The sequence below is a fragment of the Dactylosporangium sp. CA-152071 genome (assembly GCF_050936335.1).
Lineage (GTDB): Bacteria > Actinomycetota > Actinomycetes > Mycobacteriales > Micromonosporaceae > Dactylosporangium > Dactylosporangium maewongense.
Genome location: NZ_JBNJMZ010000002.1, coordinates 3,348,407 through 3,372,714, shown reverse-complemented (window position 1 = coordinate 3,372,714; position 24,308 = coordinate 3,348,407). Strand labels below are relative to the sequence as shown.

Annotated in this window: 26 protein-coding genes; 6 read left to right on the top strand and 20 right to left on the bottom strand. The window is 70.5% G+C overall.

The window, feature by feature from the left end; all coding sequences use genetic code 11:
* Positions 1-7: 7 nt before the first annotated feature.
* From ACQEVZ_RS55215 to ACQEVZ_RS55200, 4 genes are read right to left on the bottom strand one after another with little or no spacing between them, the layout of a single operon-like run.
* The gene (locus ACQEVZ_RS55215; RefSeq protein ID WP_433383946.1) at positions 8-1,204 is read right to left on the bottom strand and encodes an NUDIX domain-containing protein; all 1,197 of its coding nucleotides are present in this window, start codon (positions 1,202-1,204) and stop codon (positions 8-10) included.
* Positions 1,201-1,770 carry a hypothetical protein gene (locus ACQEVZ_RS55210; RefSeq protein ID WP_433383944.1) on the bottom strand — a complete coding sequence of 190 codons (570 nt, stop codon included), beginning with the start codon at positions 1,768-1,770 and terminating at the stop codon, positions 1,201-1,203. Before ACQEVZ_RS55210 ends, ACQEVZ_RS55215 begins: the two co-directional genes overlap by 4 nt.
* Positions 1,767-2,705, bottom strand: a complete 939-nt coding sequence (locus ACQEVZ_RS55205) for a hypothetical protein (RefSeq protein WP_433383942.1) — start codon at positions 2,703-2,705, stop codon at positions 1,767-1,769. The genes ACQEVZ_RS55210 and ACQEVZ_RS55205 overlap by 4 nt, the downstream gene beginning before the upstream one ends.
* Positions 2,702-3,505: a class I SAM-dependent methyltransferase gene (locus ACQEVZ_RS55200; protein ID WP_433383940.1), complete on the bottom strand. Its 804-nt coding sequence runs from the start codon at positions 3,503-3,505 to the stop codon at positions 2,702-2,704. Before ACQEVZ_RS55200 ends, ACQEVZ_RS55205 begins: the two co-directional genes overlap by 4 nt.
* 313 nt (positions 3,506-3,818) lie before the next feature.
* Here ACQEVZ_RS55200 and ACQEVZ_RS55195 point away from each other — a divergent pair, with 313 nt between their 5' ends.
* From ACQEVZ_RS55195 to ACQEVZ_RS55185, 3 genes are all read left to right on the top strand, one after another.
* Entirely contained in the window at positions 3,819-4,178 is a 360-nt protein-coding gene (locus ACQEVZ_RS55195; RefSeq protein ID WP_433383938.1) for a GNAT family N-acetyltransferase, read from the top strand.
* A gap of 202 nt (positions 4,179-4,380) precedes the next feature.
* Positions 4,381-5,313, top strand: coding sequence for a hypothetical protein (locus ACQEVZ_RS55190; RefSeq protein WP_433383936.1), 933 nt, complete (start codon positions 4,381-4,383; stop codon positions 5,311-5,313).
* A 221-nt stretch (positions 5,314-5,534) separates the two neighbouring features.
* Positions 5,535-6,971 carry an IS1380 family transposase gene (locus ACQEVZ_RS55185; RefSeq protein ID WP_433359550.1) on the top strand — a complete coding sequence of 479 codons (1,437 nt, stop codon included), beginning with the start codon at positions 5,535-5,537 and terminating at the stop codon, positions 6,969-6,971.
* A 477-nt stretch (positions 6,972-7,448) separates the two neighbouring features.
* Here ACQEVZ_RS55185 and ACQEVZ_RS55180 read toward each other — a convergent pair whose 3' ends face one another.
* Positions 7,449-7,823: a hypothetical protein gene (locus tag ACQEVZ_RS55180; protein WP_433383934.1), complete on the bottom strand. Its 375-nt coding sequence runs from the start codon at positions 7,821-7,823 to the stop codon at positions 7,449-7,451.
* A 561-nt stretch (positions 7,824-8,384) separates the two neighbouring features.
* On the opposite strand from ACQEVZ_RS55180, the gene ACQEVZ_RS55175 reads away from it, so the two are divergent.
* The 3 genes from ACQEVZ_RS55175 to ACQEVZ_RS55165 all read left to right on the top strand — a co-directional run bounded on the left by ACQEVZ_RS55175 (position 8,385) and on the right by ACQEVZ_RS55165 (position 10,847).
* A complete protein-coding gene (locus tag ACQEVZ_RS55175) occupies positions 8,385-8,642 on the top strand; it encodes a hypothetical protein (protein ID WP_433383932.1) in 258 nt (85 codons plus the stop codon).
* Between the two features lie 70 nt (positions 8,643-8,712).
* Complete coding sequence (locus tag ACQEVZ_RS55170; protein ID WP_433383930.1) at positions 8,713-9,051, top strand: hypothetical protein; 339 nt, start codon at positions 8,713-8,715, stop codon at positions 9,049-9,051.
* Between the two features lie 89 nt (positions 9,052-9,140).
* Positions 9,141-10,847, top strand: coding sequence for an MFS transporter (locus tag ACQEVZ_RS55165; RefSeq protein ID WP_433383928.1), 1,707 nt, complete (start codon positions 9,141-9,143; stop codon positions 10,845-10,847).
* Positions 10,848-11,036: 189 nt separating this feature from the next.
* On the opposite strand, the gene ACQEVZ_RS55160 is transcribed toward ACQEVZ_RS55165, so the two are convergent.
* From ACQEVZ_RS55160 to ACQEVZ_RS55090, 15 genes are all read right to left on the bottom strand, one after another.
* Positions 11,037-11,651 (bottom strand): topology modulation protein, encoded by a 615-nt coding sequence (locus ACQEVZ_RS55160; RefSeq protein ID WP_433383926.1) that lies wholly within the window; start codon positions 11,649-11,651, stop codon positions 11,037-11,039.
* A complete protein-coding gene (locus tag ACQEVZ_RS55155; RefSeq protein WP_433383924.1) occupies positions 11,648-12,166 on the bottom strand; it encodes an NUDIX domain-containing protein in 519 nt (172 codons plus the stop codon). Before ACQEVZ_RS55155 ends, ACQEVZ_RS55160 begins: the two co-directional genes overlap by 4 nt.
* Positions 12,153-12,755, bottom strand: a complete 603-nt coding sequence (locus tag ACQEVZ_RS55150) for an NUDIX domain-containing protein (RefSeq protein ID WP_433383922.1) — start codon at positions 12,753-12,755, stop codon at positions 12,153-12,155. The genes ACQEVZ_RS55155 and ACQEVZ_RS55150 overlap by 14 nt, the downstream gene beginning before the upstream one ends.
* Positions 12,752-13,300: a GNAT family N-acetyltransferase gene (locus ACQEVZ_RS55145; protein WP_433383920.1), complete on the bottom strand. Its 549-nt coding sequence runs from the start codon at positions 13,298-13,300 to the stop codon at positions 12,752-12,754. Before ACQEVZ_RS55145 ends, ACQEVZ_RS55150 begins: the two co-directional genes overlap by 4 nt.
* Positions 13,294-14,478, bottom strand: a complete 1,185-nt coding sequence (locus ACQEVZ_RS55140; RefSeq protein ID WP_433383918.1) for an NUDIX domain-containing protein — start codon at positions 14,476-14,478, stop codon at positions 13,294-13,296. The genes ACQEVZ_RS55145 and ACQEVZ_RS55140 overlap by 7 nt, the downstream gene beginning before the upstream one ends.
* The gene (fxlM, locus tag ACQEVZ_RS55135) at positions 14,475-15,713 is read right to left on the bottom strand and encodes a methyltransferase, FxLD system (RefSeq protein ID WP_433383916.1); all 1,239 of its coding nucleotides are present in this window, start codon (positions 15,711-15,713) and stop codon (positions 14,475-14,477) included. The genes ACQEVZ_RS55140 and fxlM overlap by 4 nt, the downstream gene beginning before the upstream one ends.
* A gap of 516 nt (positions 15,714-16,229) precedes the next feature.
* Positions 16,230-17,390, bottom strand: a complete 1,161-nt coding sequence (locus tag ACQEVZ_RS55130; protein WP_433386182.1) for an MFS transporter — start codon at positions 17,388-17,390, stop codon at positions 16,230-16,232.
* A gap of 485 nt (positions 17,391-17,875) precedes the next feature.
* A complete protein-coding gene (locus ACQEVZ_RS55125; RefSeq protein WP_433383914.1) occupies positions 17,876-18,412 on the bottom strand; it encodes a DUF6879 family protein in 537 nt (178 codons plus the stop codon).
* Between the two features lie 131 nt (positions 18,413-18,543).
* Positions 18,544-18,924: a MazG-like family protein gene (locus tag ACQEVZ_RS55120; RefSeq protein ID WP_433383912.1), complete on the bottom strand. Its 381-nt coding sequence runs from the start codon at positions 18,922-18,924 to the stop codon at positions 18,544-18,546.
* A 13-nt stretch (positions 18,925-18,937) separates the two neighbouring features.
* Positions 18,938-19,435: an AAA family ATPase gene (locus ACQEVZ_RS55115; RefSeq protein ID WP_433383910.1), complete on the bottom strand. Its 498-nt coding sequence runs from the start codon at positions 19,433-19,435 to the stop codon at positions 18,938-18,940.
* Complete coding sequence (locus ACQEVZ_RS55110; protein WP_433383908.1) at positions 19,432-20,367, bottom strand: nucleoside 2-deoxyribosyltransferase; 936 nt, start codon at positions 20,365-20,367, stop codon at positions 19,432-19,434. Before ACQEVZ_RS55110 ends, ACQEVZ_RS55115 begins: the two co-directional genes overlap by 4 nt.
* A gap of 2 nt (positions 20,368-20,369) precedes the next feature.
* On the bottom strand, positions 20,370-21,182 hold the full coding sequence (locus tag ACQEVZ_RS55105; RefSeq protein WP_433383906.1) for a PfkB family carbohydrate kinase: 813 nt from the start codon (positions 21,180-21,182) through the stop codon (positions 20,370-20,372).
* Complete coding sequence (locus ACQEVZ_RS55100) at positions 21,179-22,030, bottom strand: hypothetical protein (RefSeq protein ID WP_433383904.1); 852 nt, start codon at positions 22,028-22,030, stop codon at positions 21,179-21,181. The genes ACQEVZ_RS55105 and ACQEVZ_RS55100 overlap by 4 nt, the downstream gene beginning before the upstream one ends.
* Positions 22,027-22,737 (bottom strand): aspartate/glutamate racemase family protein, encoded by a 711-nt coding sequence (locus tag ACQEVZ_RS55095; RefSeq protein WP_433383902.1) that lies wholly within the window; start codon positions 22,735-22,737, stop codon positions 22,027-22,029. The genes ACQEVZ_RS55100 and ACQEVZ_RS55095 overlap by 4 nt, the downstream gene beginning before the upstream one ends.
* Positions 22,727-24,241: a radical SAM protein gene (locus tag ACQEVZ_RS55090; RefSeq protein ID WP_433383900.1), complete on the bottom strand. Its 1,515-nt coding sequence runs from the start codon at positions 24,239-24,241 to the stop codon at positions 22,727-22,729. Before ACQEVZ_RS55090 ends, ACQEVZ_RS55095 begins: the two co-directional genes overlap by 11 nt.
* Positions 24,242-24,308: the final 67 nt, after the last annotated feature.

The following is a 24,308-nucleotide window of genomic DNA, read 5'->3' as shown; positions in this document are numbered from 1 at the left end:
CGTCGGCTCACCCGGTTGCCGCTGGCTGGTGGAGCCGGCGGATGAGGTCGTCGATGGCTGCGGCGGCGTGGCCGGCCAGTTGCTCGGCGGTGTCGAGGTCGGGTGCTCCGCCGCGCCGGAAGGCGTCGTAGTCACGAAGAAGATGGGTGATGCGGGCGCCGGGATGGTGGCGGTCCAGGACGTCGACGAGCGCGGGCAGGCGGAGGTCGGCCTGCTCGTCGATGGTGAGGGCGGCGAGGCGGGCGGCGCTGCAGGTGACGGACAGGATGCGGCGGGCCCGGTCGCGGCGGGCGGGGATGCCGCTCGCGGGTTGGGCGGCGCGGTCGGCGGCGAACGTGTGCAGGTCCGTGAGCGCGGCGTGAGGGTCGGGTTCGGCGGGTGGCGGCTGGGTGGTGGGTGCGGCGCCGGCGATGACCGCGACGTCGACGCCGATGCGGCGCAGCGCGGTCTGCAGTTTCGTGTCGTGGAGCGGCCCGGCGGGCGGGACGCGCCGGCCGGTGTCGTCGGCGACGTGCAGCGAGATCGGCGCGCCGAGGCGGGTGGCGGTGCCGGTGACGAGCCCGGTGAGGGTGGCGGTGAGGTCGTCGTTGCGGGGGAGGCCGTAGGCGATGAGGTCGATGTCGCTCCAGCCGTCGACGAAGTCGCCGCGGGCGGCGGAGCCGCAGACGGCGATCCCTGCGGTGGGGTGTGGGTCGAGCAGTGGCTGCGCGGCGGCGGCGATGTCGCGGACGGCGGCGTCGAGCACGGTGCTGAACGGCAGCGGGCCGTTGCCGCGCCACCTGGCGATGGTCGCGGCGCGGTCGAGGAAGGCGACGAATCCGGGGTGGCTTGCCGTGGTGGCGGCGTCGGCCGGGGTGTGCCAGCGGGCCTCGGTGAACCCTTCCCCGGCCGCTGCGGTGGCGGTGGTGTTGTCGGTGGTGAGCAGGAACCAGTCGACGGTCTTGGCTGCCGGGACGGCGTCGTGGTCGGTGAACTGGTAGGACTCGCGGCCGAGGTAGCCGGCGTACCGCAGTCCGGTCAGGCCGGCTTCTTCGGTGACTTCGCGCAGGGCTGCCGCGAGGGGTGCCTCGCCTGGTTCGAGCCGGCCTTTCGGCGCCACGGTCTGTCGCTCGCCGTTGGCGCGGGTCTGGTCGAGCATCAGCAGCCGGGGGTCGGTGACGCCGGTGGCGACGACGGCTCCGGCAGAGGCGTACAGGCGGGTCATCTGGTTCCTTCGGGACGGGTCAGCTGGTCGAGGATCGATGCGAGTTGCTGGAGGTAGTCGTCGCGGTTGGTGTCGTTGTTGATCCAGTGCTCGGCGATGGCGCGCCACCGGTCGAGCTGTTCGGTGACGCGTTTGCGGGCGTCCTTGGCATCCAGCATGCTCGCCGCGTCCGCGAGGTCCAGGTGCCGGTCCGCGGCGAGCCGCTGGAGCCTGACCGCGCGGGGGGCGGTGATGAACACGATCCGACATGGGGCCGGCCACGCCGTTCGGGCCGCTTCGGCGAGGCTCGTGTCGATGAAGCTCTCGACGAGCACCGCCCGCCGGTCGGCGGGGATGTCGATGGTGAGGAGCCGGTCGATGAACTCGCTGTGGTCGAACCCTTCCCGCATCGGTACGCCCTCGTGGACGGCGGGCACGCCGGAGGTGAGGCAGGTCAGGATCGTGCGGATCTTCACCCGGTGGACGCCGCGGGCGGCGAGGTAGGCACCGGCGGTCGATTTGCCGGACTCGCTGGTCCCGGCGAGCAGCAGCAGCGGCGGGCGCAGGTCGTTCTGTGACGTCCTCATGGCGTCACCGTCGCAAGGGCGGCGCTGGCCGCGGTGACACTTGCGGGCAGGTCGGCTGGCGCGCCGATCCCGACCCGGTACGCGGGCACGGCCGCGAGCTGGCGCAGCACGCCGCCGGTTCCTTCGGCCGGGAGCGGCTGGTGCGCGAGCGGCCGTCCGGTCGGATCGACCACGTCCTGGACGCCGGTGAAGATCGAGACATGGTCGAGGGCCGGATTCGCGAGTTTGGCGAGGTGATCGGTGACCGCGGAGCGCAGCAGCAGCCGCGCATGGGCCTCGCCGACCGGCTCGACCTGGCCGGCTGGGATGCCGCGGTCGGGGATGAGGATCAGCCGCAGCGGCGCGTCGTGCGGTGCTGTCGCCGCCACGTCGCGCAGGTCGTCCGGGTACCGCAGCCGCGTCGCGCCGAGCGACGGCGCCGTGTAGGGCGCCATGTCCGCCCGCACATGCCACGGCAGCGTCGGCGCCGCCGACAGCAGCAGATCGCTTCGCGTCGTGTGCGTGAACGCGAACTCGTCCACCAGCAGGTGGCCGTGGTCGCGGGCCAGGGCCAGGGCGAGAGACGTCTTGCCCTGGCCGAGGCCACCGTCGAGGACCGCTACCCCCGCACCGCCGGCGACCGTGAACACGCTGCCGTGCAGCAGCGCGTGGCTGCCCGCCGCCCGTTCCAGATAGGCGACCCCGCGGGTGACCGCCTGCAGCACCCCGATCAGGACGGTGTGCTCCACCGCACCGGCCGGAGGGGTCAAGGTGATCAGCCGACGATCGTCGTCGACGACAAGACGCGCGCCGCCGGCGCGGCGTACCAGCACCCGGTGGGTCGGCCCGCCGGCGCTGCCGGCGTCGGTGATCCGGTGCACGAAGTCGGCGACCGGACCGTCCTCGACGTCGATGCCAGCGGTGAACGCGCCGAGCCGGAGCCGCCGCATGGTCACGCCACGTCCGGCTTGGTGAGCACGAGCCACATCGAGTAGGCACCGTGCCGGGCCCGGACCGGCGTGGACGAGCCGGACAGCAGCCCACGTTCGCTGGTGACGGTTGTGAAGGCACCCAGGTCGCAGGCGGCGGCGAGTTGCCGGAGTTCCCGGGCGGTGGTCAGGTGGGCGTAGCCGGGCGCCGCGCCGCTGGCCTTGTTCGCCAGGTACAGGATGTCGCGGTCCGGCAGCGGCAGCGACCGGCCTCCGCCCCACCGGCGCACGGCGCGCGCGAGCTGCTCGAGCAGGTTCGCGGCGCGGATCAGACCGAACCGCCCCCGGAAGTACCAGTTGAACGCCTCGACGAGCACGGTTCCGCCGGGCGCGCAGACTCGCCACAGTTCGCGCAGCGTTGCCAGGCGCTCCTGCGGCGTCGGCAGCGCGTTGAACGAGAACCGCAGACACCAGACCTGGTCGAAGCTCCCGTCCGGGAACGGCAGGTCGGTCATGCTCGCGCAGACGTACCCGACGCTCGGTGCCGCCGCACGGGCCGCCGCGAGCGCAGCCCCGTTGACGTCGACACCGACGATGTCTCCACCCCGCGCAGCGACCGCCCCGGTGACCCGCCCGGCGCCGCAGCCGACGTCGAGGATCCGGGCGCCGACGCCGAACCGGGTCAACAGCCGCTCCTCGCACGGGCGCAGCGGCGCATGCTGGTAGAAGCCCGTCTCACCGGCGTAGTGCACGCCGTTCAAGGCGCGGATCATCGATCCGTACCCGGCCGCTGCAAGCTGCGGATCGAGCGTCAGGACGGGTGTCATCCCTCGATCACCAGACCGGGCAGGTACGATGCTGGAGGCGCGTTCTCAACGACGCCACCTCTCTGTAGTCGTCCGACAACGTTGAGATGCTAGTCGATGTCGGCGTCGACGCCCACCGGAATCGGCCGTCGCGGCCGGACTGATGCAGTCGCGATCCTGATCGTGGTCATGTGACTTTGCGCGTTAGTTGACGGCGAATTTGCACGCTAGTTGGCGGACGCTGGCGCCTGCACGAGTTCAGCGATCCGGCCCGTCCGCCGCGACGGTGAGTGGGCGGCATGACCGGTCATGGCTGCCGATACCCTAGGCCGCCATGACCTCTGAACCAGCGGCCCGCGAGTGGTGGACCGAGGACGCCATGGACGCCCCCAACCTCCTGGTGATCAAGGTCGGTCCGTCCGGGCAGCGGGCCAGGCGGGCTCGCGCGACCCTGCAACCGGACGCCTCCGACGAGCATTTGTGGCACCTGCGAAACGTCGCCACCGACACGGGCTTCGAACGACAGGGCTGGGGCCGGCACTTGCTGGAGGCCGTGCGCGCATGGGCCGCTCCCGGCGGGTTCACTGTCCGGACGCTCGGCGCGACCAATGAAGCGGACGGGTTCTACGTTGCGTGCGGGTGCCGGCTGGACGACGACGTCGACGAGTACATCGTCGCCGGCCCGGGTCTGTAGCCATGACGCGGTCAGGTGCGACGACAGGCTGGCCGCAGGGCCGGCAAAGGCGCGTACCCAGAGCTCGCTTGCGGGGGTCCGGACCAATCCGGCGGGCATGTCGTCGATGGGCTTCCCGTACGGTTGGTTCCGCCGGGAAGAGGCCCACCGCTCGTCGTAAAACTGGCGGCGCTCCGCTGCCCTCGGCTCGTAGGCTTCCCGAGTGAATGCCGACCAGTTCATCGCCTCGGCGCAGGAGCACGGCCAAGACGCCTTTCGCAACAAGGCTCAAGGGCGTGCCGGTGCCGCCGCTCTCCACCTCGGTGTCATGCTCGAGCACCTCGCCAAGGCGTATCTGGTCCGGCAGAACCCCGCCTACATCGTCGATGCCAGGACCTTCGACAATCTCCTGGCCGTGGGCGGCCACGCAAGGCACCTCAAGCCCAATTACAGGCTTAAGACGATCACCGCCCGGGAAGCCCTCAGGCGATTCGCGCAGATGAACCCGCCGTTCCAGGTGACCGCGGGCCTTGACCTGGTCATTGACGCCCGAGACGGCGCCGCGCACGCGGGCGACCGCGCCGAGGACGTGGATCAAATCTTCCACGCCGCGGTGTCCGCAGCCCAGAAGCTGCTCATGGCGGTGAGTCACGACGAGTCGGCGTTCTGGTCTGACTATGCCGAAACAGTGAAAACGATCTTGAATCGGCATAGCGACAAGGTCCGCGCGTCCGTCCAACTGCGCATCGACCAAGCCGCCCGCGACTACAAACAGCGCTTCGGCACCCAGGACGCTGAGACGACCGCGATGATCGCGGCCGCACTCGACGTTGCGTCGTCGGCCGCGGACGTTGATGAATCCGCCCGTGCAGCCTGCCCAGCGTGTGGACACGCCGGACTCGTCCAAGGCCAAGTCGATGTCCACTGGGACGCCGACTACGAGAGCGACTTCGACGGTTCGTACCTCAGCGCCGTCTACGGCACGCTCGTTCTCTACCCGAGCAGATTCCGTTGTCCGTGTTGCCAACTCCAGCTCGATGGTGACGAACTCGCCGTTGTCCCTGCCCTAGCCGATTCGCGGGAGCTGCGGGACCTAACGGACGAGGAGATCGCCGACTACCACACCGATCCCGACGTTGACCGTAAAGATCGCTGACGACAGCCACACGTCCGCCGACGTCTGCTGCGCCGACCAGCCCGTTGCCCGCCGACCGCTCGGGAGATGCAGCGGTCCGCGATCGCCGATAGTCGGCTAAGCCCTGATCCACCGACGAATTGATGTGACCGTGATGGGCCGGGCGCGACGATGCCCTCGCGAGCTGGAAAGATAGAGGTTCTTGAGGCTTCCATCGTCCGGTTCGAGAGGGCACCGTCGAGGTGAGAATATCGCACGGCGCGACGCGGGTGCGCGCATCGTTTGATGATCCGAATCTGGTGTCGTGCGCTGGTGTGGAGCCGGTGATGACCCTCGCCCAGCGGTGTGACCTGCACGGCATCGTGGCTGCTCGGCTGCGTGTGCCAACGGACAAGGGGTCCAACGCGGCGGGGAAGGTCGCTGCGATCGTGGCGGGCATGGTGACCGGTGCGGACTCGATCGACGATCTGGACGTGTTGCGTCACGGTGGGATGCCGCTGCTGTTCGACGGGGTGTATGCGCCCTCGACGCTGGGGTCGTTCCTGCGGACGTTCACCCATGGCCACGTCCGGCAGTTGCAGGCAGCGTCGCGGCAGTTCCTGGTCCGGATGGCCGGACAGGCCCGGTTGCTGCCCAGCGCCGGCGCGGTCACGTTCGTCGACGTCGACTCGCTGCTGCGCAGGGTGTACGGCAAGCAGAAGCAGGGCGCCGGGTTCGGTCACGCCAAGGTCGGCGGCTACCAGGTGCTGCTGCGTGGCCTGAACCCCCTGGTGGCCACGATCAGCACCCCGGACGCGGCGCCGGTGATCGCCGCGACCCAGCTGCGCGCCGGCAACGCCGGCTCAGCCCGCGGAGCGGCATCGCTGATCGCCGAGGCCGTCGCCACCACCAAAGCGGTCCTGGCAGCCCAAGCAGCCCAACCCGCCACCGCCGCGACGACAGCCGCAACGGTGGCGGCTGAGATCATGGTCCGTGCGGACTCGGCGTTCTACTCCCGCACGGTGATCACCGCCTGCCGCCGGGCCAGGGTGCGGTTCTCCGTCACGGTCCGCATCGACGCCAAGGTCCGCGCGGCGATCACCGCGATCGACGAGGACGCCTGGACCGAGATCCGCTACCCGCAACCGGTCTGGGATGAGGACCAGCAGCGGTTCATCTCCCGCGCACAGATCGCCGAGACCACCTACACCGCGTTCGAAGGCACCCGCCACGAAGTCACCGCCCGGCTCATCGCGCGTCGCGTCCCAGACCTGAACAAGTCCACAGTGGATGGTCAAGGTGAGCTGTTCACCGTGTGGCGGTACCACGCCGCGTTCACCGACAGCCCCTACGTGCTCGTCCAGGCCGAAGCCCAGCACCGCGGCCACGCCATCATCGAACAGGTCTTCGCCGAACTCATCGACGGACCCCTCGCCCATCTACCCTCCGGCCGGTTCACCGCCAACAACGCCTGGCTGACCTGCATCGCCATCGCCCACAACCTCACCCGCACCGCCGCCACCCTGGCCGGACGACCCCACGCCACAGCCCGCGCCGCCACCATCCGCCGACACCTGATCAACGTCGCCGGCCGGATCAGCCGACACGCCCGCGAGGTCACCATCCACCTACCGCAACACTGGCCCTGGCAACACAACTGGCTACGACTGTTCACCACCGCGCACGCCCCACCCACCTGACCATCCACACAGGACAGTCACTCGCAGCCGACGCCGGCCACCCCACAACGACAGACCCCACCGAGACACGGAGCGCACCGGCAACCCGGCCGGTCACCCCCACGCGCCCGACCAACACCCAAGATCATGAACTCAGACCAGCCGAGCATCGAAACCTCATCGGTGGATCAGGGCTAAGCAGCCGACCAGTCCGCCAACTCCGGTGGACTACATCCGCCAACTAGCGTGGACAGTCACACTTGATCGTTGTGACTTTGCACGATTGCTGGCGGAGATTTGCGCGTGACTTGGCGAACTCAAGCGGTGCGGATGCGGGGTCTGAGCGTTGCCAAGGTAGATCGGCGCTTGTGTCGTAACCCGGCGGGCCGAGCCGCTGCGATCTTGCACGCGCCACCTGCACACCCACGTAGTGGACGCGGTCCCCGACCGGAGCCATCACCTTCACCCTGCCGGGCGGTTCGAACGGCGTTTCACCGGTCAGAGGGTGTAGGTCGGCTGCTGGCCGGAGCCGTAGATCCAGCGGTCGCCTTCGGCCGGCGTGGGAGTGCTGCCCCAGCACGTGTAGCTCAGCACCACGTGTGCCTTGCCGCCGCCCGAGGGGACGCCGGTGACGTTCACGTAGGCCACGCCGGTGGTGCTGCCGCGCCACGATCCGCCGATGTAGGGGCCCTGGTCGGTGCCGGTGATGTCGACGCCGTTGAGGCTTCGCAGGCCGAAGGACTTGGGGCAGTGCCACGAGCCGACCCGGAATCCAACGGTCTGGGTCGACGCCATGGCTGGGGAGGCGATGAGCAGCTGCGCCGCGGCAGCGACTGCGCCGACGACGACGACGCTGATGAGCTTGCGGTTCATGTCCGGTCTCCAGTCGACGGCGAAATGGGGCGACGCGGGCCAAAGCGGCCGACGACGCACGTGCCTTCGCCAGTATGGATCGGCCGCCTCCCGACCGTATCGAGCGAGTGGATGCCGAAGACGAGCATGCTGACCCTTGCGTTCCACCAGGCAGACCCGCGCTGTCGACAAGCGGCGTAACCCCAGCGAGTGAGAGCCAGTTAGGCGCCGCAGGGCAACTAGAAGTTGTCCGGAAACGCGAGGCCGCCCACAGCAACCTCGAAGACTGGTCACAGTGCTGCTGCAGAATCTGTTGCCAGCCCAGCCGCCAGCTCACGTGCATAAACTCCGCCAACTATCGCGCAAAGTCACAGGTCATAGTTTCGGCGTGTCGGCCAACCCGTCCGGCGTGTCGTACGGATGTTCGACATTGGGTTGTGTTGGTGCTGTCGGTGTCGCACGTGGCGGCCTACGGTGCCCGTGACGTCGGCCGGTTAGCGGCCGACACGAGTTCGGGGGTGTGCGATGTCGGGCGTGGTGCCACGGGCGCGACAGCGGCGGACGACGGGTTACACGGTGGAGGTGCGGGTCGCTGGCGAGGCGGGGGTGCTGAGCACCGGCTACGCCGACGAGGGCACCCTGCGCCGGTTGGATCTGCGGGTCGGGGTCCACGGGTCGCACCTGTCCGGGCTCGCGGAAGCGATCGCTGTGGCGGTCACGGTGGGCCTGCAGCACGGTGCGCCCGCCGCCGAGTACGTGTCCGTGCTCCGGCTGGCGGTCGATCCCGGCTCGGCGGAGCCGGTCGCGCTGGACCTGCTCACCGCCGGTGCCGGCCGCTGACACCGAACCCGGCCGTTTCAGGGTGCCGACCGCCGTGACGGCGAGGTTCGCTCACGGTTCTGTGGATGCGGTGCAGGCGCTGAACGTGGGCACGATGAGCCGCGGCTGGCGGGTGATCGTCAGCTGCGGTTCGGCGGCGGTGAAGGAGGTCCTGGATGTCGACGTGACCGCCGTGCGCCGGGAGGTCGCCGCGTGCCGGGCCCCTGCGGCGTTGGGGCTACCGGTTCCCGGGCCGGTGACGGCGGACGACGGTGCGCACGTCTTGGAGGACGGCGGTGCGGCGTCCACCGCCGCCCGCCGGGTCGACGGCGTCAGCCGATCGGGTGCGGACCTGGGCGCGGACGAGGCATGGCACGCGGGGTCGCGGACGCGCCGGGACGAGGTACGACAGGCGCTGCCGTGCAGGTGACCCGACCGGGTCCGCCCTCGGGGCCAGCCACCGACGCCGCGGACGGCAGGTGGGTGCGCGATTGGCGGTGGCTGTGGCGAGCGTATGCGGTGAGCGAGGCCGGCACCGCGGTCGGCGCGGGTGCGCTGCCGCTGCTCGCGGTCCTGGTCCTGGACGCGACGGAGCTGCAGGTGTCGCTGCTCGCCGCGGTGTCCGGGGTGGCCGCTGCACTCGCGGTGCTGCCGCTGGCGCCGTGGGTCGAGCGGCACCGCAAACGCCCGGCGATGATCGCCGCCGACCTGGCGAGGTTCGTCGTGCTGGGCAGCGTTCCCGTCGCTGTGGCGGCCGGTCGGTTGACGTACGGGCAGCTGCTGCTGGTCGCGTCGGTGCAGACCGCGGCGTCGATGGTGTTCAACGCCGCCGGCGGCGCCCATCTTAAGCAGCTCGTCCCGGCCGGGTGGCGGCCGCGGGCGGCGAGCCGGTTCGAGACGACGATGTGGACTGCGACGTTCACCGGCCCGCCGGTCGGTGGGCTGCTGCTGGCATGGATCGGGCCGGCCGCGACCGTCACTGTCGACGCCGTGACCTTCCTTGGCTCCGCGGCCGGCATCCGCAGGCTGCGGACCCCCGAACCAGTACCAGCCGCAGCGCTGCCGGACGGCGCAGGGAATGCCAGGATCGGTGTGGCCGGGTGGGCGCGGCAGATGGCGGGCGGTTGGCGGTACATCGCCGCGCATCGGGTGCTGCGGGCGTTGTACGCCAACGCGATGGTGTTCGGTGGCGCGCTGATGGCGGCCGTGCCGCTGACGACCGTGCTGATGCTGCGGGACCTCGGGTTCACTCCATGGCAGTACGGCCTCGCGCTCGGCCTGCCCGCCGCCGGCGGCATCGCCGGCTCCCTGGCCGCACCGAGGCTGCTGACCCGGTGGCCGCTGCCGACCGTTTTGCTCGCCACCGGCGCCGCCCGCGCCGCCTGGCTCGGCGCGATCCCGCTCGCACCGCCCGGGACGGCCGGACTGGTCGTAATCGTGACGGCGGACACGCTGCTGCTCGCCTGCGCCGGCGCCTTCAACCCGCTGTTCGCCACGTACCGGATGCAGGCCACCACCGACGAGTACATGACCCGCGTCATCACCGCCTGGTCGGTCAGCTCCAAGACGATCCAGCCGATCTGCATCGTCGCCGGCGGGGTGATCGCCGCAGCGACCAGCCCGCGCACCGCGATCGCGGTCGCCGCTGCCGCGGTCGCCGCGTCCGCGCTGCTACTGCCGTGGCGGGCGATTCACCACCCGGCAGCCAACGGCCACGTGACCGACCGGTCAGGCGATCACCCTGCCAGCCACGACAACGAACAGCCCGATGCCGTCGAAGACCGAGGAGCCACACTGATGTCCACCACTGCCAGCACCAACGGGCTTCGGATCCGCACCGGCAGCTGCCTGTGCGGGAAGATCCGTTTCACCGTCACTGGGACACCCGACTACCCGCACGTGTGCAGCTGCCCGCACTGTCAGAAGCGCGCTGGCGGGCCGCTGCAGTCGTGGGTCGGGTTCCCGCTGCAAGGGCTGCAGTGGACCGGAGACGGCGGCGAACCGACCTGGTACGCGACGTACCCCGAACAGACGAAACGTGGATTCTGCCCCGTCTGCGGCAGCCACCTCGCGGCGCTCGACGACGGCGACACCACCATCGGCATCAACGTGACCGCGCTGGACGACCAGGCCGGCGAGGACCTGGTCCCGGTCAACCAGTCGTTCCGCGGTCACGCGGTCGCCTGGCTGCAGCAGGTACCCGACACCCAGCACAGCACCGGCTGACCCGGCGGAACCCGGCACCGCTCTCCAGCCACCAACCGGCGGCGACGCCCAGAAGCAGCGGAGCCTCGCGTACCGCCGCACATGAGCACAGGCCGGATGCCTCCAGGGTCCGCCGCGTTGCGGGTGTGCTGCACCCATCGATGCCGAGGCGGGCGACTGGCGGCAACCAACCCTCCAGCCGGGACGTCGTCAGCCGTCTGTCGGGTCGTGGCCGAGGCGCGCGATGAGCTGGTCGGCCTGGCGGCGGCTGGTCACCTCGATCAGCGTGGCGTGCGGGCCGTGCTCGGCGATGCAGGCCCGGACGCGCGGGGCGAAGCGGCGACGGAAGGACAGCACATACCGCAGGACGGCGATGGTGATGCGATCGTACACGCCGTCGGCGTGCTGGCCGCCGCGGTAGCGCAGCCGGCGGACGAGGATGCCGGACAGGCAGACCAGCGGCGGCAGGTCCAGGAAGATGATCGTGTCCGCGGCGGCGAACCGGATCGGCATGGACGCCAGGGAGTTGCCGTCGATGATCCACCGTTCGCCCGCAATGACTGCCTGTTGCGCGGCGACGAACTGCGGTTCCGGCACCACCTGCCAGCAGCTGTCGTACCGCAACGCATCGAGGTGAGTGACGGGGAGGTCGAGGTGCGTGCTGAGCCGGTTGGCCAGGACCGTTTTGCCGGCGCCGCCGGAACCGACGATCGCGATCCGCTGCACGAATCTGCCACCGGCCTGCTGGGAGCCCAGGACGGGCCCGCAGCCAGTGTCAGCCAGCACGGCGAAGCCATCGTCCTCGGCCGTCTGCGCGTCGGTCACCGCTCGGCCGTGGTCGGTGCAGGCCAGCTCGGCCAGTCCATGGACGCGTACCGGCGGCCGGTGCGGTACAGCTCGATGCCGATGGCGGTGTAGCGCAGCAGCGGTGCCGGCAGCGCGTCCTGTGGCGCCCACAGCAGCTGCGCGCATTTGTCCGGCTCGGTGATGACTGGTTCGCCGTGCCGGGCCGGGTCGGCCTCGAGGTGGAAGAACACGCCGACGCGGGGTGTGCTGTCGGGCGGGTACCAGTGCGTCAACGCGACCATCTGCAACTCGTTCGGGGGCAGCCGCAGGCCGGTCTCCTCGAACGCCTCACGGGCCATCCCGTGTTCGAGGGCCTCGCCAGGCACGAGTTTGCCCGACGGGGTGTCCCAGGTGCCGGCGGCGAACCCGCCCTGCCGCAGCCCGACGAGCAGGTCAGGGCCGCGGGTGTAGAGCAGCAGCAGGTCCACTGGCACGCCGAACCCGGGTGCGGTCTGGGCGTCTGCGGGGTGCTCGACGTCGTCAGGTTGCCGCATGAGGGCTCCGTTCGTCGAGGAGGCGTCCGAGTTTGTCCAGCAGGCGGTGCATGTGCGGGTCGGTCCGGTCGGCAGACCACGCCGCGACGGTCGTGCGGGCGAACCAGCCGGCGTCGGTGAACTCGCCGGGGTCCGCACGGATCGTGGCGGCAGGGTCGACGGCGATGATGTGCCACAGGGTGCAGTCAGTGTGCTGCCCGGGGCCGACGGTCCGGGTGACAGTGAGGAAGCACGGAAGACCGTCCGGGGTGAGCGGGTGCGGCCGGGCGGTGACGGCCAGTTCCTCTTCGGCCTCCCGCACGACGGTCTCCCATGGCGTCTCGCCCGGTTCGACATGCCCGCCGGGCGGCAGCCATAGTCCCGCCTTGCGGTGTGCGACGAGGAACAGCCGGTCGTTGCGTGCGTCGTACGGCAGGAAGTAGGTGACGAGGTGCTGTGCTGGCTGGTCGGGCGGCACCTGCCGGTACAGTTCGCTGCCGCTCTCGATCCAGGCGAGCACGTACGCGCGGTCGGCGGTCTCCCGCTCGTCGTGCGGCACCAGCGCGGCCACCAGGTCCCGCAGTGTCTCCCGCTCCGCCGCCGCCGTCATCGGTCCATCGCCTCTTCCTGGTCTGCGTTGTTCGTTCGCCGGACGTCGGTGTCCGTCGGTGTGAGGTCGAGCTGGAAGACCGGCCGGTCCCGGCCTGGGCCCTTGAAATCCCGGATCACCTGGATGCCGTCGACCGTGTAGTCGCCGGGCAGGTTCCGGAATCCCAACTGTGTCCACGCGGCGAGTGCCGCGGCGTTGCCCGGGGCGCAGGTCAGCGTGAGCCTGTCGCAGCCCCACGCCCGTGCCTGCGCAGCGACCGACGCCAGCAGCGCCCGGGCCACACCGGCGCGGCGATGGTCGGGACGGACGGCGACGTCCTGGACGTAGACGGTGCCGGGTTCCACCTGGCTCCGCATCGCGATCACTGCCCCGACCATCCGCCCGTCCGTGGTGTCGCCGTCAACGGCGACGGGGCAGGTGGCGGCGAACAGGTGCGCGTAGAGCCAGTAGTCGGAAGCGCCGCGGACCGTGACGTACGGTGCGCCAAGCCGCATCAGCGCCACGAGGTCGTCGAGGCGGTCGGCGCGCAGCGGCTCGATCAACATTCCGTCGCCCCGATCTGGGAGATCGGGTAGACCCGCATCACGACACCGGCGTCCTGCAGTTCCCGCTCGAAGTCGGCGGGGTCGTTGGCCGCGACCCCGGCGTCATTGAGGATGCGTCGCACCGTCGGATGCGGCCGGACCCGGCTCGGCTCGGCCAGCACCACGGCGTCCACGTGGTGCCCGCCCGCCCCGACGCGGACCGCGCCGGAGTGGGCGAGGAACGCGAACATCAGGAACCGGTAGCCGGCGCCGTCCGGGCCGTGCCCGCTGATGTCGTACACGCCGGTCGGGGTGAGCGCGTCAACGTCAACGCCGGCCTCCTCGCGGGCCTCGCGGCGAGCGGCGTCCTCAAACGCCTCGCCGGGTTCGACCTTCCCGCCGGGCAGTAGCAGCGATCCGGCGTACGGACCCCGCTGCTGCCGGACGAACACCACCTGGCCGTCCCCGGCCGGGACGATCGCCAGCGCCGCCACGACCAGAGGCGCAGCGGTCTGCCCGGCGGGCGCGGGACCGCCGCCCACGGCGAGGCCCTCAGCCGGGTGTGGTGCCGGCGCTGCGGCCTTCTCTGCGCAGCGGGGACAGGTGACCGGGCACGGAGCAAGGGGCGCCGCAGCTGTGAGGGCGCTGCGGTGCAGGATCGTGGTCACGGTGTCCTCAAGCGTCGAGTCGGCGCCGATGACGTGCTCACCGGCGACGCCGAGCACGTCCCGCTCGTGATACCAGCCGGTCATGTCCGCCGCCGTGAACCCGACCGTGTACCCGGGCGCGGCAGCGCGAGCCTGGTGGCGGCGCAACGTCTCCGCCAAGGGGATGTCGAGGTAGAAGACATGACTCGGCCCTGGGTGCTCGGCGACCGGCTGCCGGAGCACGGCGCCGTGGTGCACGGCGGAGAGAATGCCTTCGAGGACCACGTGGTAGCCGAGCCGCAATGCGCTGAGGACGGTGTCGGCGATGAACTGCGGCGCGACCGGATCGAAGTCCGGGTGTTCATGTTCGCGCAGGACGATCCGGCGATGCTCGTCCTGCTCGATCAGCGCGCAGCCACGGCCGTACCGGGCACGGACCTCCCGCGCGATGGTGCTCTTGCCGCTGCCGGAGTTGCCGCGGACAACGACCAGGACGGGGAAGTGCGGGGAATTTCCTTGGATGCAAGCAGCAGCGGCTTCAGCGGCTGTCATCGGCCGGCACCTGGCCAGGTGAGCGCGATCCGGGTGTGCCGGCGCTGCACGACCAGCCGCAGATGGTCCGGGTCTGTGCTCGGCAGCGCGACGAGGGCGGGATGTACGGTTATGGCCGGGCCGGTGCCGGTGCGGTGGTGCTGGGCCCAGTCGGCTGTGAGGTCGACGAGGTCCTGGGTGAGTGCGACGGCGTCGGGTCCGAAGCCGTGCGCGCCGCATTGCCAGAGGTCGCCTTCGTCGTGGCGGCGGATGGCGAGGTAGGCGAGGCTGTCGCTGGTGAGCAGGGTGGGGCAGAAGAACCGGTCCTGCGGGTCGAGCAGCCCGGCGGTGCGCTGCCGGTCGACGGTGAAGATGCCGTAGGGGCGGGGTTGGCTGGCCAGCCAGAGGTGCAGCGAGTCGAACGAGGCGTCCATCGGCAGCATCACCGGTGACCACGCGTCGGTCCGTGGCCCGTCAAGGGCGGCGCGCAGCGCGTCTGCGTCGATCTGGGTGGTTGGGTCGTCCAGGCCGAGGACCGCGTCCTCGCCCCGCAGCGGTATCCGCCGGATCGGATCGCGGCCGTTGCCCTGCATCGGCACGAATCCGCACTGGAACGGCCCTGTCGCGGCCAGCAGGTCGCCGTCACGTTCCAGGGTCAGGCTGCGGGTGTGGGCGCGCATCCGCACCGGCGCGACTAGTCTCCCGCCAGCGGCGAGCTGGTCGGTCCAGGCGGGCGGTACGTCGCTGGTCTCGACCGTCACCAGCACGACGTCGTAGGGGCCGTCGGCGGCGTAGCCGTGCTCGCCGTCGCTGTGGACGACCTGCACGTGTGGGTAGCCGGCCGTGGTGAGCGCTGACTGGGCGGCGGCGACGACGTCGGCGTCGATGTCGAGGCTCACCACGTGACCGGTGGGGCCGACGAGTTCGGCGATCAGTGCGGCGTTGCAACCTCCGGAGCCGATCTCCAGTACCCGCGATCCCGGGCCGATCCGGGCCTGTTCCAGCATCCGCGCCTGGAGCCAGGCCGCGGACACCGAGCTCATGGCTCGGCCGTCGGGCTGCCGTTTGGTGATGACGGCGTTGTACGCGCCGTACACGTCGGTGAGGTCCGTGCCTGGCGGGGTGAACCGTTCGCGGGGTACCGCCAGCATGGCGCGTGCGACGGCGTCGGTGGTGATCGCGCCGTCTGCGGTCAGCTGTGCGACGAGACGCTGCCGGAGTTCGGCGGCGGACGATGCGGCGACTTCGGTTGTCAAGGCGAGGTCCTTCCAGGGTGAAACGTGATGTCTTGGAAGCTGGTGGTGGCGTCCATGCGCTGATCGCCGCTCCGAGAGGGCTGGGCTGCCCTCAGGCGTCGTTGCAGCGTGCACGGCGCGGGCCGTGGCGGCGGTGTTCCACGGTCGACGCACCGGCTCGCCGCTGATGACGTCGCCGGCTGGGTGCCGCTGGCCTGCCGGGGCGCGAGCGCAAGATCGCATCCTGGCCGGTCAATCTCCCGCTCATGCGACATCGACTCCTCCGTGGACCGGCAGTCGTCGGTAGGTTAGGCACCGACGAGTCACGGTGACAGCGCACACGCCGGGCCGCATCGAACATGTGTCCAACACGCCGGACCGTTCCGGCGACACGCCGGAACGACAACCGGCGGGCAGGCGGGCACCAATCGGTGGTGGTCCTGGTAGCCGCGCAGCGAGCTTCGACATCCTGGCCGTTTGTCGGACGGCGGGCCTCGCGGTCGCGGCGAGCGGTGCATCGCGATACGGCATCGGCAGTCATCGCGGCTCTGGGTCGCGCTTGGATGACGTCGGCGTAGCGGGCTGGAAGGCTTGCCTGCAGAGCAGGACGGCCGCCGACACGAGGACACCGCCGACGGCTGCGACGAGCGGCAGGCTGGTGAGGTGGCCTGCTGCGACGATGAGGGAGCCGACGGCGGAGCCGGCTACGACGCCGAGCTGGAAGGCGATGCCGGAGACGGCGTTGACGGTGTCGGTGTGTGGTCCGGTAGTGTGCCGGAGCGCGACGAGGGATGTCAGCACGGCCAGGGCGGCGAACGAGGCGCCCCATGCCACCACGAGCCCCAGTCCGACGCTCGGCAGGTGCAGCGCAGGTGTGAGCCAGATGCCGGTCAGCGCGAGCGTGAACGCGGCAGCGGCCACTGCGGTTGCGGCACGGGGGCGTCGGTCGACGAACCGACCCGCGACCGAACTGGCCGCGACCGCTGCAGCACCGTACCCGAGCAGCAGCCATGCGAGATCAATGCCGTGGACGTCCAGACGTCCGGCGACGTACGGGGCGAGGAACGTGAACGCGACGAAGTGCGCGGCCGAGACCGTCAGGGTGACGGCGAGGACAACCGCAAGGGCGGGGCGGCGCAGCACCGTGACCAGGCTGGGCCCGTCGTGTTGCCGTTCGTGGCCCGGCACCGCGGGAAGCAGTAGTGACGCTGCACCGGCCAGCAGCAACGCCGATACGGCGAGCACGACCACGGTGGTGCGCCATCCAGCTGCCTGACCGAGGTAGGTGGCCAGCGGCGTCCCGGCGACCAGCGCGGAAGCGCTACCGACCATGACCCGCGCGCCGGCGCGACCTTGCACCGCGGGCTCGGCGAGACGGATCGCGGTCGGGACGGCCACCGCGAACAGCAGACCGTGGCCGAGCGCGGCGATCGCGCGCGCGGCGGCGAAGACCGCGATGTGCCCGGCCGCCGCCGCGGCCAGGTGCCCGCCACCGAACACGAGCAGGCTGGTCACCAGGATCGCCCGCCGGTCCAGGCGGGCCGTCCAATGGGCCAGCGGAACCGACGACAGCCCGGCGACGAAAGCGTAGCCACTGATAGCGAATCCCACTTGATCATCGGTGGCGTGCAGCCGGGCGGCGATCTCGCGGACCAGACCGAACGGGGTCGTCTCACCGGTCACCACCAGAAACGCCATCACGGCCAGCACCGCGATCGCATGCCGAGGCCCGCCGAGGACGGATGTGCGCGGGGATGCGATGGGCGCGTGCGCCACGACGCCTACCTGGGCCCGCTAGCGACGGATACCGCCGCCTCGAGATGCGTCGCGAAGAGCCCGCCGTGCCGGGTGCCGGTGGTGCGATCGTCGCCGTGCTCCTCCAGTCCGGAGGGGAACTCACGCGGCCGCGCGCTGCATCGGGGGAACGGAAAGCCTGGCACGGTTCGAACCTAACCGGGATGGTTGTTGGCCGGCGGCGCTCAGCCGGGTACACCTTGACGGGACCGAAGGTGTACCCGAGCCGCCTTTCGGCTGCATCCGGGCCGGTGATCGCGACGGTGTGGTGTACCCGCCAAGCCGTGCGGCAGTGACTACCCGGCTACATGCGAGCACCTCTGCGCTGAGCCGTCATGCGGATTTGGCGGAGCCGGAAACGCAGTTCTACGCGGGCCTGGGCGCGCGTCCTAACCGGGTCGGTACTCACCGGCTGAGATGCCGCTGGCCCAGACCGCTGCGAACGTATCCAAGCAGCGCTGGACAGTCGCAGCGTCTTCGGTGATCTCGAACGCGGTGTTGGTGCCGTCGCCGGCGTAGTGCAGGAACATCGCCACGCGATCGTCGAAGACGTAGAAGTCCCCGGCGCCGGGAAGCAAGACATCGATCAGCTGGCGGCGACCTACGTAGCGGATATCCTCGCCGGCCTCGACGAACCGCTCGACGTGATTGAACGTCCACCGTTGGTAGTCGCTGAGCGGCTCGGACACCACTCTGGCGCGGCGGCACGTTCGTCCAGCGGCGCGGTGGCCGCGCAGCATCTCCAGCCACCATCCGAGCCAACCGTAGTCGTCGGTCTCACCGCGTCGCCACTTGGCCATGTGCGGCAGCTCCACCTCGGTCCCGTACGCGTCGCGGGTCTCCAGGTGGACGAATGAAGCGGTGATGCCGCGGCACAGCGTGTTTAGGTCCTCGTAGCTGGCCGGTCGAAGGGGCGTCGCGGTCACGGTTGCTGACCGAATGGCAGCCGGTCGGGAATCTCCACGCTTGTCGCTCCCTAGGCATCGATCATGCTTGTGGCACGTGCGGACTCTACGGTCGCCGATCTCGGGCGCCCGCCGATGCGGCCATGGGGCGATCAGCCTTCAGCGACGCGATGCATGGTGCCGCTGGCAGGGTCGCGTTCGTATCGGCGTGCCGCGTTCTTGTGCAGTTTGCGTTCGATCTCCGACTGCAGGTCACACCCGGTCATCTCGGCGAGGCTGAACAGGAAGAGTGCCACGTCAGCGAGTTCTTCACCGAGCTCAGGCTGCTGCCGACGCCAGGCGTTGAACGCTTCTGCGAGTTCGCCGTGCAGCAGACCGAACTCCAGCGCTACATCGGTGGTGTTGAAGCCCTTGGCTTGCTTGTTCTCCCAGGCCAGCTTCTGGGCTGCTCGGACGTCCAAGGATCCTCCGTTCGCCGGGCGCGACAGGAGGAGTTTAGTGGTGCCGCGCGGCGGCGCCGACCAGAGCCGCATGTGACCTTGGAGTTCACTCGAGTGGGTCGGTAACCGTGCAGACTCGGATGACCGTGAGGTGGTTGCTGAGGTCGTCGATAACGGCGTCGTAGCGGTCGAGGAGGTGCTGGAGTTGGTCGAGGCTCGGTACGTGTTCGCGTTGGCGGGCGCGGAGCCGGGACTGGAGGACGGCTGGATTGGCGGTGAGGTGGACGAGGACGCCGCCGTGCTCGGCGACGAGCGCGGCCAGTTGACGGCTTTGTTCGATGGTGAGCCGGCTGGTACTACGCAAGATCGGCCCGTACACCAGCTCGCTGACGAAGGCCCGGTCGAGCACCCGTCGACCTGGCGCGGTCACAAGGCCGTGGTAGCGGGCGGCGAGATCGACGGTGCTCGGGGTGGCGGGGGAATGGATGACGATGTAGCCATAGAACTCCGCGAGCCTGGCGGCCGTGGTGCTCTTGCCGACGCCGTCGCAACCTTCCAGCAGAACAAGGCGGTATCCGGCGAGGCGATCCGTGATCGCGGTCACGAACGGCGGCCTGTGGGCTCGCGCCAGGCGAGCTCGTGACGCTGGTCGGCGGCATACTGGATCATGAGATTGCGGTAGTTCGGCTCCCGCCCGTCGGCGAACGTCCATCCGCCTGCGTTGGTGAGGACGATGATTCGTCGGCCGGTGGCCCGGCTCGCGCCGATCATGATTGCCGCGCCCGGCGGGGTCTCGGGTCCGCGGACATCCACGAGCAGGGTGCCGGCGCGGTGGAGCGCATCCCAGTCGTTGCGGGCGCTGGCCGACGGGTCCGCGCTGGCACCGTGCCGGGATGCGCTGACGGTGTTCGCCACCGGGATGCCGGCGATGGTTGTCGCTCTTGCGGTGTCGCACGGCGCGTATGGGTTCGGCTCGTAGAACGCGGTGGTTGGGTCCCCGGCCGGGCGTGTGCCGGCGGGAAGTCGGATGGTGCCGACCAGGGCGTCGACGGCGCGGTCGACCGCAGCCTGCAACTGGTCGTCGTTGCGGCTCATGTACGTGGTGAAACGGTTTCGGCCCGCCCGCAACGGTCCGAGCCGGGGCGCCCGGATGATCTGCGGTGCGACCAGCTGCAGCAGCGGGTCAGGAAACGCGAGTTCAGGCCCTTGCTCGCTGCCGCCGTATGTCTGGAAGTCGGTGGTGAGCACGACAACGGGCACGCCGCGGTGCGCGGCGTAGCCGATCTCCATGCAGACGCCGTCGTCGAGGCTTGGTCCGTGCAGGATGGCCAGCATGCCGTCGAGGTGATCGAGGCGTTCGCGGTCGAGCTCGTACAGGCGGCGGCCTTTGACGTCGGCGTGGAGGTTCTCCTCGTCGGTGTCGCAGAACGGTAGGAAGATCTGGTCCTCGCCGATTCGGTCAGCGAGCGCGGCGGCGGCGAGGCCGCCGATCCGGCGGTCGTGCGCGGCGAACAGCCGGTGCGCGACGTAGTACATGCTCAACCTCTCTCGCCCGGGTCGGGGCGTGGTGCGGCGATGTGCTCGGACGCGGCGGAGACGGCACGGAGCAGCGCGTCCGCGTCGGTATGGCCTGCGTGGCACCCGGCCAGAAAGTCTCCGATGAGGGTGTCGCCCGCTCCGGTGGGGTCGGCCGCCGTGGTAGCGGGCGGGGTGACGGTGGCGGTGACGGCTCCGTGCCGGTAGCACACGGCGCGGCGCGGGCCGTCGGTGACGACCAGCAGCGGTAGCCGGTCAGGCGAGATGACACCGACGAGGATGGCGTGCTCGGCGGCGTTGACGAAGACGCCGCTGGTGGCCGGGAGCCAGGCCACGGTCAACGGGATGAGGTTTTCGGCGCTGCTGGCGAAGAAGTCCACGCTGACCTGGACACCGGGGGTGTGGAGCAGCGCGCCGAGCACGGTGTCCGGGTCGAGCGGGCGGCGGCATGACACATGCCATCGCCGGAAGCGGGGCGCGAGGGACAAGACGTGGACGGTGAGCGCGGCGGCGGCTCCGACGTGGCTCTCGACCCTGTGCACCTGGTCGTCGGCGTCGTAGTGCAGGTCGAACCGGGCTGACGGCCCCGCCTCGGTTCGGACGTGGTCGAGTACGAGGTGATCAGCGGCCTGCCGGGAGAGTTCGGCGGTGAGGTCGGCGCCGATGACCGCGATCGGCGCGGCGGCCATGCCGGCGCGGGCGGCGCCTTGGGCAATGTGCCAGGCAGCGCCGCCGACGAACGCGCGGCTGGGTTTGCGCGGGTGGCTGGTGCGGATGTGGGCAACGTTGCCGGCAACGGCGAGCACACCGGTCATGGCCGGCGTGCCTGATGCCCGCAGCCGATGACCGTTGTGCAGACGGGGCGGCGCTGGCAGACGTCGGGGTGGGGCCGATTGAGGTAGCGGCGCTTGAAGTAGATCAGGACGAGGTGCACCCACCACGTCGGTGCTACCCCGTCCGGCAACGTCACGGCGTGCTGCTTGGCGGCGATCAGGTCGCGGTAGTCGGCGGCGCGGGCTGCGACGGCGTCCTGCAGCACGCGGCGCATGTGCTCGTGGGCGATCGGCCCGCTGGGTAGCGGCAGGCCTAGGACGGGTGCGAGGTGGGCGACCATGCCGCTGTCGACCGGGATGATCCCGCAGTGGTAGCCGCGGGCGTACAGGGCCGCGCACTGCGCGACCTTGTACGACGCCTGCCGGACCTTGGCCGCGAAGGCGGCGATGAACGCGTTTGCCGGCATCGCCTGCGGATCGACGCCGGCGGCGGTGTAGCCGTTGAGAAACTCGTCCAGGGACCGCAGGTAGGTGATCCTTGCCTCAGGCAGGCCGAGCGGGGTGACGAGGCCGGTGAGCTCGTCGTCCGCCATGCCCGTCAGGGTGTCGAAGGAGCGGGCGTCGGCGTCGGCGATGACGCGCGCGTACGTGCTGATCATGTTGTAGGAGACGCGGGTGCTCCAGCCGGCGGCGAGCATCCGCATCCGGGGATCGGCGATGGTGATCGGCCACCACCGGTTGTTGTCGTGGTTGGCCTCTACGTCGGCGCGCACGTCGTCGAGGTCGGCGGCGCGGTCGACGAGCCGGAACAGTCGCCGCCGAAGCGCCGCGGGCCGCACGTGCGGGGCGGATCGGGGCGCCGGGGCGGTCCGGGTGGACGGTCTGCTCATCGCTGCTGCGCCGTTCGGGCGATCTGGATGGCCTGCCAGGCCAGGGCCAGGTTGGACGAGAGCGCCGGGATGCCGAGCTGCGCTTCGAGGTCGGGCAGCACGCCGAGGGTCGGCCAGGCAGTGCAGGACAGCACGAGCGCGTCGGCGTTCGCTCGCGCCGCGGCGGGCAGCCGATCGACGAGACCGCGGAGGTCGTCGGCGGTGATGGCGGTGTAGTCGCGCAGCACGTCCAGGTCCAGACAGGACTCTGCGACAACTTCGACGCCGTGTGCCGCGAATGCCTCGACTTCCCGTGCGGTCCACGCCGTCGGGTATGGCGTGGCCAGGACGATCCGCGGTGCGTGCAGCCGGCGCAGCCCGGCCAGCAGCGCCTCGAACGCGCCGACGAGCTCGGCGGTGCCCGGTGCCGCCGGCGTGGTGAACCCGATCGTCGTGCAGCCCAGCAGGACCCCGGCCAGGTCGAGCCGGGCGAACTGGGCGAGCGCGGCCGGGACACCGGCCGTGAGCTGTTGCAGGAACGCATCGGACTCGCGGTACCGTTCGGCGGGCACGATCCGCGCGTAGTGCAACACGACCGGCTCACCGCACAGTTGCGGCAGCTCGCTCTCGATCATCGTGTTCGCCCACGGCACCAGCACGCCCACATGCGCGCAGTCCTCGACGGCTGCGAAGTCCCGGTGGACCTCTGCGAGGACGCTACGTAGCATCACGGGCTCCGTAGATGAACCGCGGAGCGTGCCCGGTGACGGTCAGGTCGGCCAGCGTGTAGCGGCGGACGGTCGTGTCGCGCTCCACCACCTGGATCGGGTAGGAACCCAACCGCCGGTACCAGGTGCCGCGGCCGGTGGTGAAGAACGCGTGCAGGCCCTGCAGGCGGGTGCCGAGCGGGTACACCCGCTGCTTCATCGGCTCGTCCCACGTGCCGTCAAGGTCGGCCTTCCAGGACGGGAAGTGCTCCAGTGACGGCGGCGGGTCCGCCTCGTGCAGCGCAGCGAGGGGGGTGCCGGGGTAGACGCGGGCCTGCCGGACGTTGGTGCGGTGGCATAGCAGCCCGACGTCGAACAGCTCCTGCAGACCGAGCAGGTTCGCCGCGTGCGTGCGGTGCGTCTCGCCGGGCAGTCCGTAGATCAGGTTGATCCCCGGCAGCAGTCGCGGGAACCCGCTCGCCGCCCGGTCGGCACCGGCCTCGTTCACGTGCTCGACCGCGCGGCGCAGGATCTGCGGCGTGCACGTCAGCGCGTTGCGCGCGACGACGACCGGGTCGAACGTCTCCATCCCCATCGGCGCACAGTTGCCGTCGGTGCAGTAGTCCGCGACGAGCTGGGCGATCTTCCGGCCGGCCGGGGAGGCGACCGCGAGGGGGTCGGCGTTGTCGATGTGCAGGACCTCCAGGTCCGGGCACCGCGTCCGGATCTCCGACAGCAGCCGCTCGATCCCGCCGATGTCCCGGTTCAGGTAGGAGAAGAAGCAGGTCTGCTGACCGAGCCGGAAGTGCCGGACACCAGCCTCGTACAGGTCCTCGACCTCGGCCAGGACGTCCTCAACCGGACGGAAGACCACGGCGGGGGACTTGAACGGCTCCACGCAGAACGAGCAGAAGTGCTTGCGGGTGCAGCCGCGGTACAGCTCGATCTCCGCCACCGGTGTCCACCCGAGCTGCTCGACCAGGGCGGCGTAGCCACCACGATCGGCGGCGAGCTGCTCGTACGCCGCCGGCGCGGTGCTGCCGATGGCGAGGTCGGCCGAAGTGACGGTGTGGGTGTGCAGCACGTCGAAGAGTCCGAGGAACGGCGTCCGGTTTGCAACGGCGTGGCCGGCCATCGGCCCGAACAAGACCCGCCGGCCGCGGGTCACCGCAACCGCACGAGCGATCTCCTCGATCGAGCCGTTCACCGCGTGCAGATGTACGGACGGAACCGCATCACCGGCCACAACCACCACGGTCTGCGCGTCCCGCAGCAGCCGCAGCGCGTCGGCGCGGTTCACCGTGTCCGAGTACGTATGGGCATCCGACAACGGTGGCTCCGTTAGCGGCACGCCGCCGTTCAGCGCCCACCGCACATCATCGATCGTCAGGTACCGCACCCGGCCCGCGCCGGCTTGACGGGACAGGCCCGAGAACGCCTGCCGGACGTACGACGACAGGTAGGGCGGAACGCCGAGCCCGCTCGGCTCGACGGTGAAGCAATCCAATACGACAGCCTCGACCATGACCACTCCCCAGGACGTAGGCCAGCACCCGAGGGATGGTGGCCTTCGGTAACAGGTTGTGGACGGA